Raw genomic sequence first — 14743 nt, forward strand, 5'->3', positions numbered from 1 at the left:
TCTAGCCAGGCGCACACGATTTTGAGCGGCTTAGTGTGTGCCAACAGGCTCACTGGCTGTCGTGGGCTGTTGCTGCTTCTTCTCGTTAGAACTAACCATACAACAACCATATCTGGCATGATACTCAAACTCTTCACGGAACTGACGAATACCACTGGTAATCGAACTGGTGGCGGCATCACCCAGCGGGCAAAACGACTTACCAGCCAGGTTATCGCAAATATCCATGAGCAGATCCACATCCTTTAAGTGGCCATGGCCATGCTCAAGGCGCTCCAGGATCTCCGTCATCCAGAAGGTACCCTCACGGCAGGGTGTACACTTGCCACAGGACTCATCCCGATAGAATTCTGTCATGCGTAATATCGCTCCGACGATACAGGTTGCATCTGAGATGACAATCACGCCACCTGATCCGAGCATCGAGCCGGCCGCCGCGATGGACTCATAATCCAGCGGGGTATCGACTTTATCGGGTGAGAGAATAAAGGTCGAGGAACCGCCGGGGATAATCGCTTTAAGTTTGCGATCATCGAGGATGCCGCCGCCATATTGCTCGTCATAGATCAACGTGCTCAGCGGAACTCCCAGTGGCAGTTCGTAGTTACCAGGCTTCTTGACCTGTCCACTCAAACAGAAGATACGTGTGCCTTTACTTTTCTCGGTCCCAAAGGAGGCGTACCAGTCACCACCGCCAGCGATAATGGCTGGAACTGTGGCCAGCGTCTCGCAGTTATTAATAACCGTGGGACCGCCATAGAGGCCGACGACTGCGGGGAACGGAGGCTTCAGGCGTGGATAGCCACGGCGGCCCTCCAGCGATTCCATTAAAGCGCTCTCTTCACCACAAATATAGGCACCGGCACCACGATGGACGATCACGTCCAGGCTGAAGTCGCTCCCCAGAATGTTTTTGCCGAGGAGACCAGCGGCGTAGGCTTCATCAACCGCACGCTCGACTTCGCGACCAGCTTTGGCCAGTTCGCCACGTACATAAATAAACGCCGTATGGACTTTACAGGCATAGCTGGTGATGATTACGCCTTCAACCAGACGGTGTGGGATCTGCTCCATCAGGACGCGATCCTTACAGGTGCCCGGTTCGCTTTCATCGGCGTTGCAGCATAGATAGCGCGGCTTATCGTTCTTGGCCAGGAAACTCCACTTCATTCCAGTGGGGAAGCCTGCGCCTCCACGGCCACGGAGCCCGGAGGTCTTGATCAGCTCGATAATATCGTCGGGTTGATACTCGCGCAGCGCCTTCGCCAGAGCCTCATAGCCGCCATTCTGTCGATAGACATCTAATTTATCTATACCAGGTACATCAAGATTTTTTGTGATTATCATTTCTGGCATAATGCATTACATCCTTTGTGCAGGTAGGGTGTACCCACATATGCATCGGATTGGAGATGACCTGCTCACATGGATAAAGATGAGGCAGGCGGTGTGTGTTCTACACGCGCTTCTCGACTCCAAGTTCGCGATCTAACTGATCGATGAGGGCGTCGGCACTTTCCTGGGTGAGATTCTCATAGAACTCCCCATTCACTTGTAGAGCAGGTGCTGAGCTACAGGAAGCGATGCACTCAACGGTATTTAAGGTGTAGTTGCCATCTGCGGTTGTCTCGCCGCGTTTAATCCCGAGGCGTTTCTCCAGGTGAGAGACCAGGCTGTCACAGTTGCGCAGATAGCAAGAGATACTGGTACACACATTAATAATCTTCTTGCCCTGAGGTTTCTGATAATACATAGTATAGAAAGTGGCGACACTCTCTACATCAGCGACCGTCAGGTTAATCGCTTCAGCCACTGCGCGCAGCCCCTCAGGGGTAATATAGCCCTCTTCTTGCTGGGCGATATGTAACGAAGGCATCACCGCAGAACGTGCCATGGGATAGCGGGAGGCCAGTTCCCGCATGCGTTGTTTGGCCTGCTCAGAAATCATCGGTCTACTTCTCCTAGCACGATATCGATACTGCCAATGCCCGCCACTACGTCCGCCAGGAAACCGCCTTCGATCATGAGTGGTAGCACCTGGAGATTGGCGAAGGAAGCGCCGCGTACATGCATGCGATACGGTTGTGGACCGCCATCGCTGACGATGTAGAAGGCCAGTTCTCCCTTGGGAGATTCGGTACGCACGCAGACTTCACCCTTCGGTGGACGATAGCCCTCGGTAAACAGCTTAAAGTGATGGATCAGTGATTCCATACTGCCAGTAATCTGCCACTTGGGTGGCGGCACAATTTTGGGTCCACCGACGCGATACGCGCCCGCTGGCAGTCCTTCAAGGGCCTGATTAATAATCTTCAGGCTCTGGTCCATCTCAAGCATGCGGACCATGTAGCGGTCATAGACATCGCCATTGGAACCGACCGGTATATCGAAATCAAACTGCTCATAGCCGGAATATGGGAAGGCTTTGCGGATATCCCAGACGACACCGCTACCGCGCAGCACTGCGCCACTCGCCCCATATGCGATCGCATCTTCCTTACTCAGGAGACTGATGCCCTTGGTCCGTTCGAGCCAGAGCTGATTGTTAGAGAGCAGATCATGGTATTCCTGCAAACGCGCTGGAAAGACCGAGGTAAAGGCGCGCACCGTCTTCTCAAACTGTGGTGGCAACTCGGCCTGCAGTCCACCCGGACAAATAAAGCTGGTCATCATACGCACACCTGAGATCAGCTCAAACACATCCAGGATCAACTCGCGTTCACGGAAACAATAGAGAAACATACTCATCGCGCCCAGGTCGAGCGCGTGGGTTCCCAGCCAGACCAGATGGCTGGCGATACGCTGCAATTCGGCCAGAATGACACGCGTATATTTAATCTTATCGTTGATCTCTCCCTCAATGCCGAGCAAGCGCTCAACGGAGAGAGAGTAAGCCAGATTATTGTTTAGAGGAGCCAGGTAATCCATCCGATCGGTCAGGACCAGCGCCTGGTGATAGCTTTTCGACTCGGCCGTCTTCTCGATGCCGGTATGCAGAAAGCCAATATCAGGAATCGCCTTGATGACTGTCTCGCCCTCGATCGTCAGGAGCAGGCGCAACACACCATGGGTACTCGGATGTTGAGGACCCATATTGATCGTCATCGTATCGGAGCGCTGACCACCATCTAGCGGCTGACTATCCTCAATGGTATAGGTATTCTTCTCAATCTCTTGCTGCTTCATTGATTATCCTTTACGCTTGTCAGCCCGGGAAGTCTGTCCATTCACCGAGGGAGAAGAGTTTGTGGTATCCCGTTCAGTGGTAGGAGAGAACGTACCGGGCTCCTGAGAAGGATTCAGCTGCACTCGACTCTCATTCAGGCCACGGCCCTCAGAGGTTCGCAGTGTCTGTTGATAATAATCGCCAACTCCAGGATCAACATCATAAGGAACCTGACCGCCCCAGTGGGGTTCGGGCAGTTCAAAGCCAGAGAGAGGATAATCCTTCCGCAGTGGATGTGTGGTCCAATCGGGAGGCATCAGCAAGCGTCGCAAATCAGGATGATGCGTAAAAGTGATCCCAAACAGATCAAAGACTTCACGCTCATACCAATTGGCTCCGGGCCAGATATCAATGACAGACGGGACCGCGGGATGTTCTTCGCGGCGTTGTCCCACCCGTACCTTCAGGCGCAGATAGCACCGATGAGGTAAAGAAAGAAGATGATAAACGACATCGAAACGGGGTAGACGTTCCGGCCAGTCAACCGCGGTTACTGTTTCCAGGAAATTATATTCTAACTCCTTTTTAAGATAAGCACATACTTCAACCAGGGACTCTGGCTGCAGCACTATTGTCTGCTCATCCCGAAACTCAACCACTTCCACGATTGCCTGTGGGAACCTACTTTGCACCATCTCGACCGTCGATGCTGCTGTTATGACCATACTATTAAGCATTCCTTCAACGTGTAGAACACCAGTTATGCCGACACCACTGTCGTTTAATTGTAATAAGTCCTTGAAGAGCGAACAGCAAAGTTTAAAGATTAGCCTTTATGGGAAAATAAACCAGGCGCCACCACTCCATCCGCCACCACTCTAATCCAAACATCATCGTCCGCTCAGATTTATCCGTTGTGAAAAGGCAACCAGGGGCAACAAAAAAAGCCCCGCAACCAGCACCAGCGTCGCGGCTAGGCTTCGTCCTGAACAGGACCAGCCAGCTTCAAACCACTATCCTTCAAAGGATCAGGAGGATTGGGAATACCTTCGCGAATCTTGCGCTGTAATTCATTGAAACCGAAAAGCAACATATCAGGCGTCGGCGGGCAACCCGGCACAAATACATCGACGGGCACAATCTTATCCACGCCCTGAACAATGGCATAATTATTAAATACGCCACCACAAGAGGCGCACGCGCCCATCGAAATCACCCATTTCGGCTCAGGCATCTGATCATAGATCTGCCGCAAAACTGGCGCCATTTTGATTGAGCAGCGACCAGCTACAATCATCAGATCCGCCTGTCGTGGCGAGGCCCGAAAGACTTCCGCGCCAAAGCGCGACATATCAAAGCGACTACCCTGCGCAGACATCATCTCAATCGCGCAACAAGCCAGGCCGAAGGTTACAGGCCAGAGGGAAGAACTTCGTCCCCAGCCTAACACCTTACTTACCTGGGTCGTCAAAATACCGAAGCCCCCATCCTTTTCATGCACCGGCAAATCGCGGCGCATCCGAGGCGTCTGAGTATTTGAGTATGTCTGTACAGGCTCCCAGGGATTTTTTACTCCCATGTAAAGGCTCCCTTCCGCCAAACATAGACATAACCCACCATCAAAACGACCAAAAAGACAAGTAATTCGATTAATCCGAATAATTGCAACTTATTGAGCAAGATGGCGAGAGGATAAAAAGAAACAATTTCAATATCGAACGCGATAAAAAGCATACCAGTGAGAAGATACTTCACAGGAAACCGCCGCTTCGGCGCAGCGATCTCTTGAATACCGCATTCATAAGGGGCTAATTTCTCCGGCGAGGGCTTTTTTGGCCCAAGGATAGCGGTGACCGCCATTACCAGGAGGCCGAAGAGGACAGCTAACGTTACATAAATGAAAACGGGGAGTGCTGTTCCCATAGACGGGGGCCCTTCATTTCTACAAAATATACACGTATAGACACACATTATGAGGTGTCCAAAGTACACTTCCTCATTAAGTATCGTAGCATAGAGAAGGTGATAAAGTCAAACTCTAAGGGCATTCAACCACTGCGCACAACACCCGTACCGGCAGCGCTCGTCGCCAATATGTTTCGTTGAAGCGCTTTTGTGGCGCCCTCTCCACGTACATATGGCTTGCTGGTCACGTCCAACCATCTCTCAACGTCTCGCTAACCGAAAAGTATTAGCGCCTGTCGCTGCGACCACTCGACGTACGCCGCTACTACTCAACATAAGAACATAAGAACATAAGAACATAAGATATTTGCGTAAATGTCTTATGTTCTTATGTTTGTGGCAGCGAGACGAGGGTCACCAGGGAACCTGTTCATGCGCGAAGTGATCGCAGCGACCGGCGCTGCCGGTACGAGGCGGTTTGTTTAATGCACACAAAAAAGTCCTGGTAGTCTTATAAGGCTACCAGGACGATAAACAATATGTATCAGCATAACTTTTTTTATATCTTTTATTTCCTCTATGTATCACAAAAAGGCATAATTATACGCGCTCAGATGTGCATTTGGGAGAGTTACTACCAGGTTGAGGAAATTTCATTACGCTAACTAACGTTTGTTAGGTGGAAGGTAAGTAGTAATTCATCCAACCCATCAGGCCGAATGAACTAGACTACTTTGAAGCTCCTATGAGAGGACAGCTTCAACTTCAGGTGTCAATTGATCAGCAAATTCGGTCAACATTTCGATCAAAGGCACATCTTTTTTCTCGGTCAGGCGATTCTCATCATCAACGAAGGCGATCTGTGGCACCAGGCTACGAATCTCTGCCTCGTCATACTGGGCATAACTGATGATAATAACTTTGTCACCTTCGGCGGTCATACGTGCGGCTGCACCATTCAAACAAATGACACCGGAACCACGAGCACCTGCGATTGTGTAGGTCTCCAAACGTGAGCCATTGTTGATGTTTACCACTTGCACTTTTTCATAAGGGTAAATGTTGGCGGCATCCAGCAAATCCTGGTCAATCGTAATGCTACCGATATAGTTCAGATTGGCCTGGGTGACAGTGGCTCGATGGATCTTCCCTTTGCACATGGTACGTTGCATAAGTGTAACGGTTCCTTTCCCGTAGTAGAATAATCAAAAATCAGTGGATGTATTCTTATTTTTCTCCACCTAATAATATTAAACGATATTGATACCAAAATGGAAACAGTATAGGAACAAGGTAACGGTATATGAGAAATAGTACTGATTGTTTCTTTGCTGATTAGTCGGTCTCAGACTGCTCGTTGGGCGTATCCTGGTTTGCCGTGGCTTGTTGGAGCATGGCCAGAATTGCCCGGGCATAGGCTTCAGGAACACTCTGGGCGTCATACATATTATCCTTCATCATCAGGCGGTACTGGCATTTCCAGCGCCGCGCTGGCCATTCGGCGAGCTTGATCAAGGTATAGGTCGCGACATACTGCTCTAACGTCTGGCGTAGCGTTACTTCATCTGTCTGAGTGATACCGTGCTGCTGGAGCTGCTCACACAGCTCAGCTGCTATTTCTCTTACCACCATTCTCTCTTTCCATACCAGCTATCGTACAAGGTCTTATAATGGCGTTTACAAGCCAATTCTGGCGGTAAACTGCTTTTTATTATATGAGAGAGTGCTGATGAATAACAAGTCCCTATTACTTTGTTCTGGACATGATTGGCAGAATGCAAAAAAAGGGAGAGGAGACTTCAGTGAAGTCCCCTCTCCCTTTTGGCTAGCTACGCGCTATGACTAGCGCGTGGCGACCGAGAAAATGTGCAGGTGTGAATTGTTTGGTAGCGTAATGCTCTTCACGGATACTTTGTAGTTTGTTAAGGTGATCTCACCATAGAACACGTAGTTTTTCATCGTTTGCCGGCCCGCTGAATTGTTGCGGTAAGGCATGGTGCTGACAACACGGTTACCATAGGATGGTGACTGATTTCCTCCACCCAGTGCCCAGTCACTCATGCCGAGGTTTTCTGTCTGGGTTGTACCATCGGTATAGGTGATAACAACCGTGCCGGCAGAAGGTCCAAGTGTAGAGGAGCCAAGGAATGCCAGGGTACTGGCTCCATAGATCGCATTCACTGGAACAATCTGGCCGTTGGCCTCATAGTTATTATTGTGTCCGATGCCGGAAGGCCAGATAAAGCTGGTTCCGTTTACGATAACTGAGCCACCCGGCTTCAGACCAGCTGCGGCCAGGGCCTGGGCTGAATAACTATAATTGCTCTGGAGATTTGCGCCTGCCGGATTGTTGTCATCTGAGCTGCCAGCGTTGTTGTAGGCTACGGTTGGGTTAGCTGCTGTACTTGTGGTTGCGATAGCGAATACATGCATCTGCCCGCCCGTTGTGCTACCAGGCAGGGTAACTGACTGGATCATTTTTCCTGCTTGTAAGCTAACTTCAGCATAGAAGACAAAGTTGTTGATGCTCTGTTTTCCACCGGCAAAGTTACGATAGGGCATGGTAACTGCTATCTGATTACCATAAGCCGGCGACTGATTATCACCACCCAGGGTCCAGTCACTGAAACCTAACGAGAATGCCTGGGTTGATCCATCTGTATAGGTTATCGTTGTTGACCCCTGTGAATTGCCAACGGTTGACGAGCCCAGGAATGCCAGGGTTTGCGCTCCATCTACTGGTGTGACTGGAATAACCTGTCCCTGAACCAGATAGTTGTTTGGCGTGCCTGGATTTGCGGCTGGCCAGACAAAGGTCGCCCCATATGCATTGACGGACGCGCCTGGAATGAGTCCTGCCAGCTGGGTTGCCTGTGCTGAGTAGCTATATTTGCTATCCAGTGCGGCTCCCCCGGGATTTGTATCGTCGCTGGTGCCAGTGTTGTTGTACGGCACTGTTGGTGTCGGGTTTGTCGTAACTGTGCCTTGTTTGGTGGCGATTGCGAAGACGTGGAGGGCACCGCCAGTGGTCTTACCAGGTAAGGTCACGCTTTGTACCGTTTTGCCCGTCTGCATAACCACATCGGCATAGAAAATGTAGTTTGTAACAGGCTGGAAACCATTTGGCGTGTCGCGATAATTAAGCGTGGCCATTTTGCCATTACCAAAGGAAATGGGTGCATTCCCTCCACCCAGGGTCCAGTCGCTGAAACCCAGTGTGAAGTTTTGATGGCTGCCATCAGTGTAGTTGATAGTCGCCGTGCCATACGAAGTTCCGCCAGCTGCTGATCCCAGGAAACCGAGAATATTCGCATTGCTCACTGAAGTAACATTGACTGTTTGTCCATTGGCAACATAGTTATCGGGTGAACCTGAGGTGATATCTGGCCAGGTAAAGACCATGTTGTTATAGAAGGCATTGTCACCGGCGTTAATGCCATTGTACTGTAGCTCTTGTTTGGAATAGCTGTTGTGCAGGCCGTCAAAGTTCGAGCCACCTGGATTGGTGTCATCAGCAATGCCCGCGTTATTGAAGCCGGAACCTCCAGTCACTGGTGTACCGGTTGGTTGTGGGGTCGGGGTTACTGTTGAGATTGGTGTGGGGGTTGGTTGTGGCACGTTGTCAAGCAAGCCATAGATGGTCAAGCTTGTTTTGGTTCCCGCAAAAACCTGCCCATTGGCCACTGTCGGCGTTGTGAATTTCACATAACTGTCAAGCCCATCACGAGCTGAATTTTGGCTGCTATTGTAAATTTCATGGTAGATGTTATTCGCATCATACGCTCTCAAAATTCCCAATGGATCAATAGCCCAGAGGATACCAGTTCCGATGGTGGTGCCATTACTTGAGAGTACTGCATCTCCACCGGTAAACTTAAAGGTTTCTGGCGATTGAGCGTATGGAGCGGTCTCTAATTTGTCGGTGCTAAAGTTGTATTTGAATGCTTTGATGTGATCATTAACACCATTGAAGTAGACGGTTCCGTTCCAATAGACCGGAGAACTGAACATACCACCAATGCTTGCAGGCGGTAATTCTTGATGGACTTTGTCGATGTCTGTGCGTTTGCGATCATTTGATGTCGCACCACAGTTGAGACCCGGCAGGCTGGTATATTTGCCCATATTGTTTCTGTCTATGACATAGACACGACCTTCTTTACCCGCTCCAACCATCATATTGGTATTAGGAATAAGGACTGGCCCGCCTGATCCCAGATCGGCGTCGGCTTGTTGTAGGCAGGATTGATTGAAAGGAGTAAAGTAGTTGTTGGCATTGGTGGAGAGATCGGGTCCCAGTTTGATAAAGGAGTCGCCACCATTTCTCCCACCGGCTTGATTTAAGTTGAAGTCACCATTTCCGCTGACAGTGTAGATGTTGCCTGCGCTATCGGCGGTCAGAGCACCACCGGCACCCCAGATACCACCACCGATGCCATCGGGTGTATTATTGTATATATGCGTTTGTTGGAGGCTTGAGCTATCATAGCTCATGATCCAGCCATGGTAAGAACCAACATCACAGAATGAGGCAAAGGCAATATAGACTTGCCCATTGGAGAGCAACAAAGCTGAACGCTGGCGCTCAACCAGAGGTGTAAAGGTTAGTGTTCCGTTGACATTCCCTCGCCCGCTCCCTTTCACGGAGCCGCTGATGACGGTGGGACTACCGGTCTTCTCCGCCCCACTGGTGAAGTCAAGCGCATGCAGGCGGTAGATCAGGTTGCCGTTTTCTTTTGTCAGGGCCACAACATACATAGTGCTGGTGGCAGGATCCAGGACAGGCGTTCCGGTGATGCCTGTTTCTGGGATCATATCGTTACAAGAGACATCCAGGTTCGAGGCCGTGGTTGCTCCATTGATTAAGAATGATTTTTTCCAGAGAGGATTGGTTGGTGTTGTCTGGTCGGCGTCAAATGCATAGACAGAGTCATGTTCGGTTTCGACAAAGACAACGTTATGAGCCTGACCATTGATCGTTAAATTTGGTACGTACAGAGGTTCTGAATAGATCTGTCCATCGACCGGATAGGTTACGCGTTTCCCAAATTGATTTTGTGTTACATTTTTGGTAGTTAATATCGTTTCATTTGGGTTTTGACCTGTACGCGCATTGTTCCCTTTGTACGTGGTGATCGCGCTACTGTCAGAAGCTGCATGAGCAAATCTGGGATTAGCCAGGTTGAGTGTAAGGAAACTTCCTCCTGCTACACCAAATACCACCAAAAAGCTGAGGGCTAAAAATAGCTGTCGGCGTTTCATTGATAGTGTTGGTCTGAACGGTTTAAAAGTGGAGTCGTGATTTTGAGCAGATGAATCCTGGGAAATCATCCTTAATCTCCTTAATACCATTTTTACGGCTATGCTTTCTTATAGATAATAATAAGTATCAGGTTTCTCATTTCTTCTGCATGTCATATGCAAAATAATGCATGCATATTATATAAAAATCCTCACCCCCCTCTATCTGGTACAGCCACACTAAACGGTGGATGAGCTCAAAATGACTTTACGAGGTCGCCCCCTCGGCCGTTTTGGCTGATTGGGATCAGGCAACGGTCGAAGACGAGGTCTCCCTCGTGGTCGCTTTGACTGATTAGGATCAGGCAACGGTTTGATCCGTTTGCGTCCTCGTTTTTTCGGTTCGTGCCAGGGTTCGGGCACGACCTTGTACGTTAACAACTCAACAATACTCCACAGATGATCGGTTAAACCGCTGGCCATCGCCGGACTGATCTGCTGCTGATTTGTGCTCAACTGTTGATGGGACCAACAGAGATTGTAGGTGACACCCAACAGATACATGCCGTGATGCAAGCTCTCAAGCCGACATGCGGCATGTCGGCATTTCCGGGTTAACTGTGCCAAACGCTCTCGCATGGTGCCATTCAATCGTTCAATGTACGCCGTATTGAGAATCGTGCATCCTGGTGTCGTTTGTAACAATGCGGATCCCCACGTAGCAAACGCCGTTCCACTTCAACCACACGATGCTTGTATTGACGCTTGATCACTTGTCCAATCACCAATCCCGACCACATTTCCAGACAACAGCGTCCTCTTCCAGCTGTGCGCTTGATTTTTGAGCGAAAGGCTCGCTCAATACTGTGTGGATAGGCTGGCCAGCCATCCACGCAGACCAGGATCGCACTGATGTGCTTGGTCCACTGACGAACCTGCTCAAACAACCGATCGGCTAACGGAGTATCGCGAGTTGGCTGCACCACGCCTGCCAACCACAATCTCGTAGGAACCAGCATCGCCAGGGCCATCCAGATGACCTTTTTTCTTCCTTTGACTCGAATTTCATCGGCTTGCACATGACTCAGAGTGAGGTCAGCCTGCTGCATCATTTGTTCATGGACCCGTTGGCAATGTGCTCCAGAGCGATCTCGCCAGTTGGCAATGGTTCTTTCATCTAAACGAAAGGCTTTGACAATCGCTTGCACCGGACAGCCATAGGCAAGCAAAGTTACCACAATGACAATGAGCTCGGTTGGTTTGCGGAGCCCTTCGAACATGGTTCCTGTTCGGGATGTAAACGTTTTTTTGCAGACCTTACAACGATAGCGTTCACGTTGACGATCATGAACCACAATAGTTCCTTGCCCTTTTTGACCCCTTGCGGAACACGTCAAATTAGGGCAAAATTGAGAAGACGTGTTCATTGGCGCTTTCTGTTGTTTTTTCATACAAACAGTGTGCCGTGTAATACGTCATTTTTCAAGTCCCTTTTTCAACGCATCCACCACTTAGTGTAGCTGTACCCTCTATCTTCGCACTATGTTTTTATGGTTATATATTGTAATATATAAATCATTAGTTTGTAAATAACAAATTACCGTCTTACAAATAGGTATAAAGTACTTAAATGTGAGATTATTAATATTTTTTAATGTTATATGTGTGTGAGTGCTATACGGGCAAGAAATTCTTGCTGTTTGGATAATGTAATTGTATGCTCTATCAGAGGTCAGATGGTTCGGTTAATTCTGATAGACAATTGCTATTTTATATGTTATACATAGGAAGCATAAAGAGGAGATAAGTTATGAAGCGATATGTATTGTTGGGCTTATTTACGGCTATTCTGGCTATCTATCTGGTAGCATGTAATGATCCGGTCAGTCCTGCCCTGTGACCAAAGTTTCTACCCCTATCACTACACCTACCCGACTCCAACTCCGGTAGTAGAGCCGAAAACTGCCATTTTGAGTATTCCAGTCGTCGCCGACTATTGTCAGGCGGTCAAAGCCAAAAATTATGTGAAAGCCTATACTTTTCTAGATCCGAGCGCCGCTACTGATAGAGGGCAAAAATTGACGCAGGACACCTACATCCAGATGGCAAAGACTTCTGATGTCGAGAATGGTTCTATTGTTGACATGCAGATAGACCCTGCCTCCACTGATTCAACCCGGGTCATCTTAACCATTGATCGCAGTTCCAGTATTCACTACCACGTTCACCTGACATTGAAAAAAGTCGCAAAAACGTGGAAGATCACTGTCTTAGATCGCGTATAGGCCTTGCCCGTATGCCTCTTATCCCCTGGCATAGCTATCCTTTCATAGCTATGCTTTTTTATTTGTGTTATTGAATGAACGACGCCTGCAACCTTTTTTTGTCCATATAATTCAAATCTAGGGGAAAATGGGGAATAAAATCTACCTGTTTTGTTTTCCTTGATCATTTGATGTGGAAATTCTCTGCAGGACACTTCTGGCCTCATGTGCATCGAGCGTTTCAAAATCTGTGCGTGGGAGTTGCCGTGGAATTTTCTCAAAAGGTCCCGTCCATTGCGTCGCCTGTTCTTCCAACCAATCGAGGGCTTCAAAAGATTGCTGGCGAGACTGCTCTACAATGGGATAAGCTCTGGCGGCCCTCTCAAATACTTCTTGATCTTTGGTGTAGACACTGTAATCCTCGCGGACAACCACATCAACGTAAAGGTCCGTGTAGATAAGTTCTTTAGCCGTATTGGTATAGCCTGTCTGTGGCAAAACCACATCGCAATAAGCGCTGATGCACTTTCCCTGTTCATCATAGCCTGCGTGTATGGTGTACCACTTGCCCGGCCAGAAATAACTCAATTGATGCTTATGGGCCAGCCAGGTACCGGGTTTCCAGTGCATCGGTGTCCCGATGGGGGTCCAGATGACAAAGTATTGCTCGCTTACAGGAATATGATAGCCCTGCCAGCTGGCCCATTGATCTCCATCTACCAGCATTTTGCGTATAACTGCCTCAAGTAACATATATTGCAACCTCCCTTTATACAGCTAGCCGAGTTTATACCTACGATTATAAATGAATAGTACACAAAGAAACAAGTTAAATCCCTTCTTATTGCGCATCTCTCTGACTACTTACAGCAGACCGTCCTGGATATTTGCCCTGCAGATAGGAGTTACGTATCGAAACTTTTTTCCGCCTTGTTGCGCGTACCTGAGTAAATATGTGGATACGTGTAACACATGTTTACTTAGTAGTTTTCTTTTCTGCATGGATCAGCTTGTGTCAAAAAGCCAGCATCTTGCAGTGTATCAGCATGCTAATTAATCGTGTGAGCGCCGCTCACGAATGTGTTTCAAGCTTATAGAGTGTGAAGATTGGAGATGAAATAATGGTACAACTTGGTTGGAAAGCAGGCCCCGAACAGTATCCTCCTGTTGAATTGATGGAATACGCTGTTAGCGCCGATAAAGCGGGCTATGATTGGATTGATGTGAGCGATCATTTTCATCCATGGAGCGAAGCCGGACAGTCTCCTTTTACCTGGACCTGGCTGGGCGCGGTGGCTCCGCAGACCGAGCGCATTAAATTAAGTACCGGTGTGACCTGCCCGATCTTACGGTATCATCCTTCGATTATCGCCCAGGCGGCTGCGACCGTCTCGCATTTTGCGCCCAACCGTACCGGACTTGGCCTGGGAACCGGTGAGGCGCTGAATGAGTTTGCCGCGATCGGCGAATGGCCTAGTTATGCGGAGCGACGTGACCGTCTGGCCGAGTCGATCGAGATTATTCGTGGACTGTGGACTGGTGAAGAATTGAGTTATGAGGGCAAGTATTATAAGACGCGTAAAGCTAAACTTTATACGCCTCCAACCTCACCAATTCCCATCATCATCTCATCCCTTGTACCACACAGTGCCCAGTTCGCGGGCCACTATGGTGATGGTATCTGGTCGGTTGGTGGTAAAAAGCCTGATCTCTATAAAGAGATTATCGGTAATTTTGAAGAATCTGCCCGTAAGGCAGGCAAAGATCCATCCAAAATGGTGCGCATCATCGAGCTGAATGTTGCTTATGGACAGGACATCGACGCAGCCGTTCAGGCAAATTTAAAATACTGGGCCGGGACATATATCCCAGCGCTGTTTGATCAGAACATCTATACCCCTACGATGTCGCAGGAAAATGGTGAAGTCGTTGGTGCTGATACAGTCAAGAGCACTGGTTGCTTCTCCACCAGTATTGATGACCATGTGCAATTCGCGCAGCAATACATCGACATGGGCTTTGATTGCCTGATCTTCCACAACGCAGGACCCGATCAAAAAGCCTTTATCAACGCCTATGCCAGAGATGTCTTGCCACGCATTCGCGCCAAAAACGCCCGTTAACCCCCCGTCACCGTAGCGGCGGCAAGCGCTACCGGTACGGTGAT

14 protein-coding genes are annotated in these 14743 nt (G+C 49.0%); 2 read left to right on the forward strand and 12 right to left on the reverse strand.

The window, feature by feature from the left end; translation table 11 throughout:
* Window positions 1-30 precede the first annotated feature (30 nt).
* The 11 genes from nuoF to KDW_RS09990 form a co-directional block, all read right to left on the reverse strand.
* On the reverse strand, window positions 31-1356 hold the full coding sequence (gene nuoF, locus KDW_RS09940; protein WP_151755803.1) for an NADH-quinone oxidoreductase subunit NuoF: 1326 nt from the start codon (window positions 1354-1356) through the stop codon (window positions 31-33).
* Window positions 1357-1456: 100 nt separating this feature from the next.
* On the reverse strand, window positions 1457-1948 hold the full coding sequence (gene nuoE, locus KDW_RS09945) for an NADH-quinone oxidoreductase subunit NuoE (RefSeq protein WP_151755804.1): 492 nt from the start codon (window positions 1946-1948) through the stop codon (window positions 1457-1459).
* Window positions 1945-3105: an NADH dehydrogenase (quinone) subunit D gene (gene nuoD, locus KDW_RS09950; RefSeq protein WP_371876252.1), complete on the reverse strand. Its 1161-nt coding sequence runs from the start codon at window positions 3103-3105 to the stop codon at window positions 1945-1947. Before nuoD ends, nuoE begins: the two co-directional genes overlap by 4 nt.
* A gap of 84 nt (window positions 3106-3189) precedes the next feature.
* The gene (locus KDW_RS09955; protein ID WP_151755806.1) at window positions 3190-3891 is read right to left on the reverse strand and encodes an NADH-quinone oxidoreductase subunit C; all 702 of its coding nucleotides are present in this window, start codon (window positions 3889-3891) and stop codon (window positions 3190-3192) included.
* A gap of 248 nt (window positions 3892-4139) precedes the next feature.
* A complete protein-coding gene (locus tag KDW_RS09960) occupies window positions 4140-4685 on the reverse strand; it encodes an NADH-quinone oxidoreductase subunit B (RefSeq protein ID WP_198925347.1) in 546 nt (181 codons plus the stop codon).
* A 50-nt stretch (window positions 4686-4735) separates the two neighbouring features.
* Window positions 4736-5089, reverse strand: coding sequence for an NADH-quinone oxidoreductase subunit A (locus KDW_RS09965; RefSeq protein ID WP_151755808.1), 354 nt, complete (start codon window positions 5087-5089; stop codon window positions 4736-4738).
* A 725-nt stretch (window positions 5090-5814) separates the two neighbouring features.
* Entirely contained in the window at window positions 5815-6243 is a 429-nt protein-coding gene (gene panD / locus KDW_RS09970; protein WP_151755809.1) for an aspartate 1-decarboxylase, read from the reverse strand.
* Window positions 6244-6406: 163 nt separating this feature from the next.
* Window positions 6407-6703, reverse strand: a complete 297-nt coding sequence (locus tag KDW_RS09975) for a hypothetical protein (protein WP_151755810.1) — start codon at window positions 6701-6703, stop codon at window positions 6407-6409.
* Between the two features lie 210 nt (window positions 6704-6913).
* Window positions 6914-10402, reverse strand: coding sequence for a beta-sandwich domain-containing protein (locus KDW_RS09980; protein WP_162005107.1), 3489 nt, complete (start codon window positions 10400-10402; stop codon window positions 6914-6916).
* Between the two features lie 150 nt (window positions 10403-10552).
* Window positions 10553-10951, reverse strand: a complete 399-nt coding sequence (locus tag KDW_RS09985) for a hypothetical protein (RefSeq protein ID WP_151755812.1) — start codon at window positions 10949-10951, stop codon at window positions 10553-10555.
* Window positions 10952-10959: 8 nt separating this feature from the next.
* On the reverse strand, window positions 10960-11667 hold the full coding sequence (locus KDW_RS09990; protein WP_151755813.1) for a hypothetical protein: 708 nt from the start codon (window positions 11665-11667) through the stop codon (window positions 10960-10962).
* Between the two features lie 519 nt (window positions 11668-12186).
* On the opposite strand from KDW_RS09990, the gene KDW_RS09995 reads away from it, so the two are divergent.
* Complete coding sequence (locus KDW_RS09995) at window positions 12187-12597, forward strand: hypothetical protein (RefSeq protein WP_162005108.1); 411 nt, start codon at window positions 12187-12189, stop codon at window positions 12595-12597.
* A 141-nt stretch (window positions 12598-12738) separates the two neighbouring features.
* On the opposite strand, the gene KDW_RS10000 is transcribed toward KDW_RS09995, so the two are convergent.
* The gene (locus KDW_RS10000; protein ID WP_151755815.1) at window positions 12739-13329 is read right to left on the reverse strand and encodes a ribonuclease FAU-1 family protein; all 591 of its coding nucleotides are present in this window, start codon (window positions 13327-13329) and stop codon (window positions 12739-12741) included.
* Between the two features lie 368 nt (window positions 13330-13697).
* Here KDW_RS10000 and KDW_RS10005 point away from each other — a divergent pair, with 368 nt between their 5' ends.
* Entirely contained in the window at window positions 13698-14699 is a 1002-nt protein-coding gene (locus KDW_RS10005) for a TIGR03557 family F420-dependent LLM class oxidoreductase (RefSeq protein ID WP_151755816.1), read from the forward strand.
* The last annotated feature ends 44 nt before the right edge of the window (window positions 14700-14743 follow it).

The sequence above is a fragment of the Dictyobacter vulcani genome (assembly GCF_008974265.1).
GTDB lineage: Bacteria > Chloroflexota > Ktedonobacteria > Ktedonobacterales > Ktedonobacteraceae > Dictyobacter > Dictyobacter vulcani.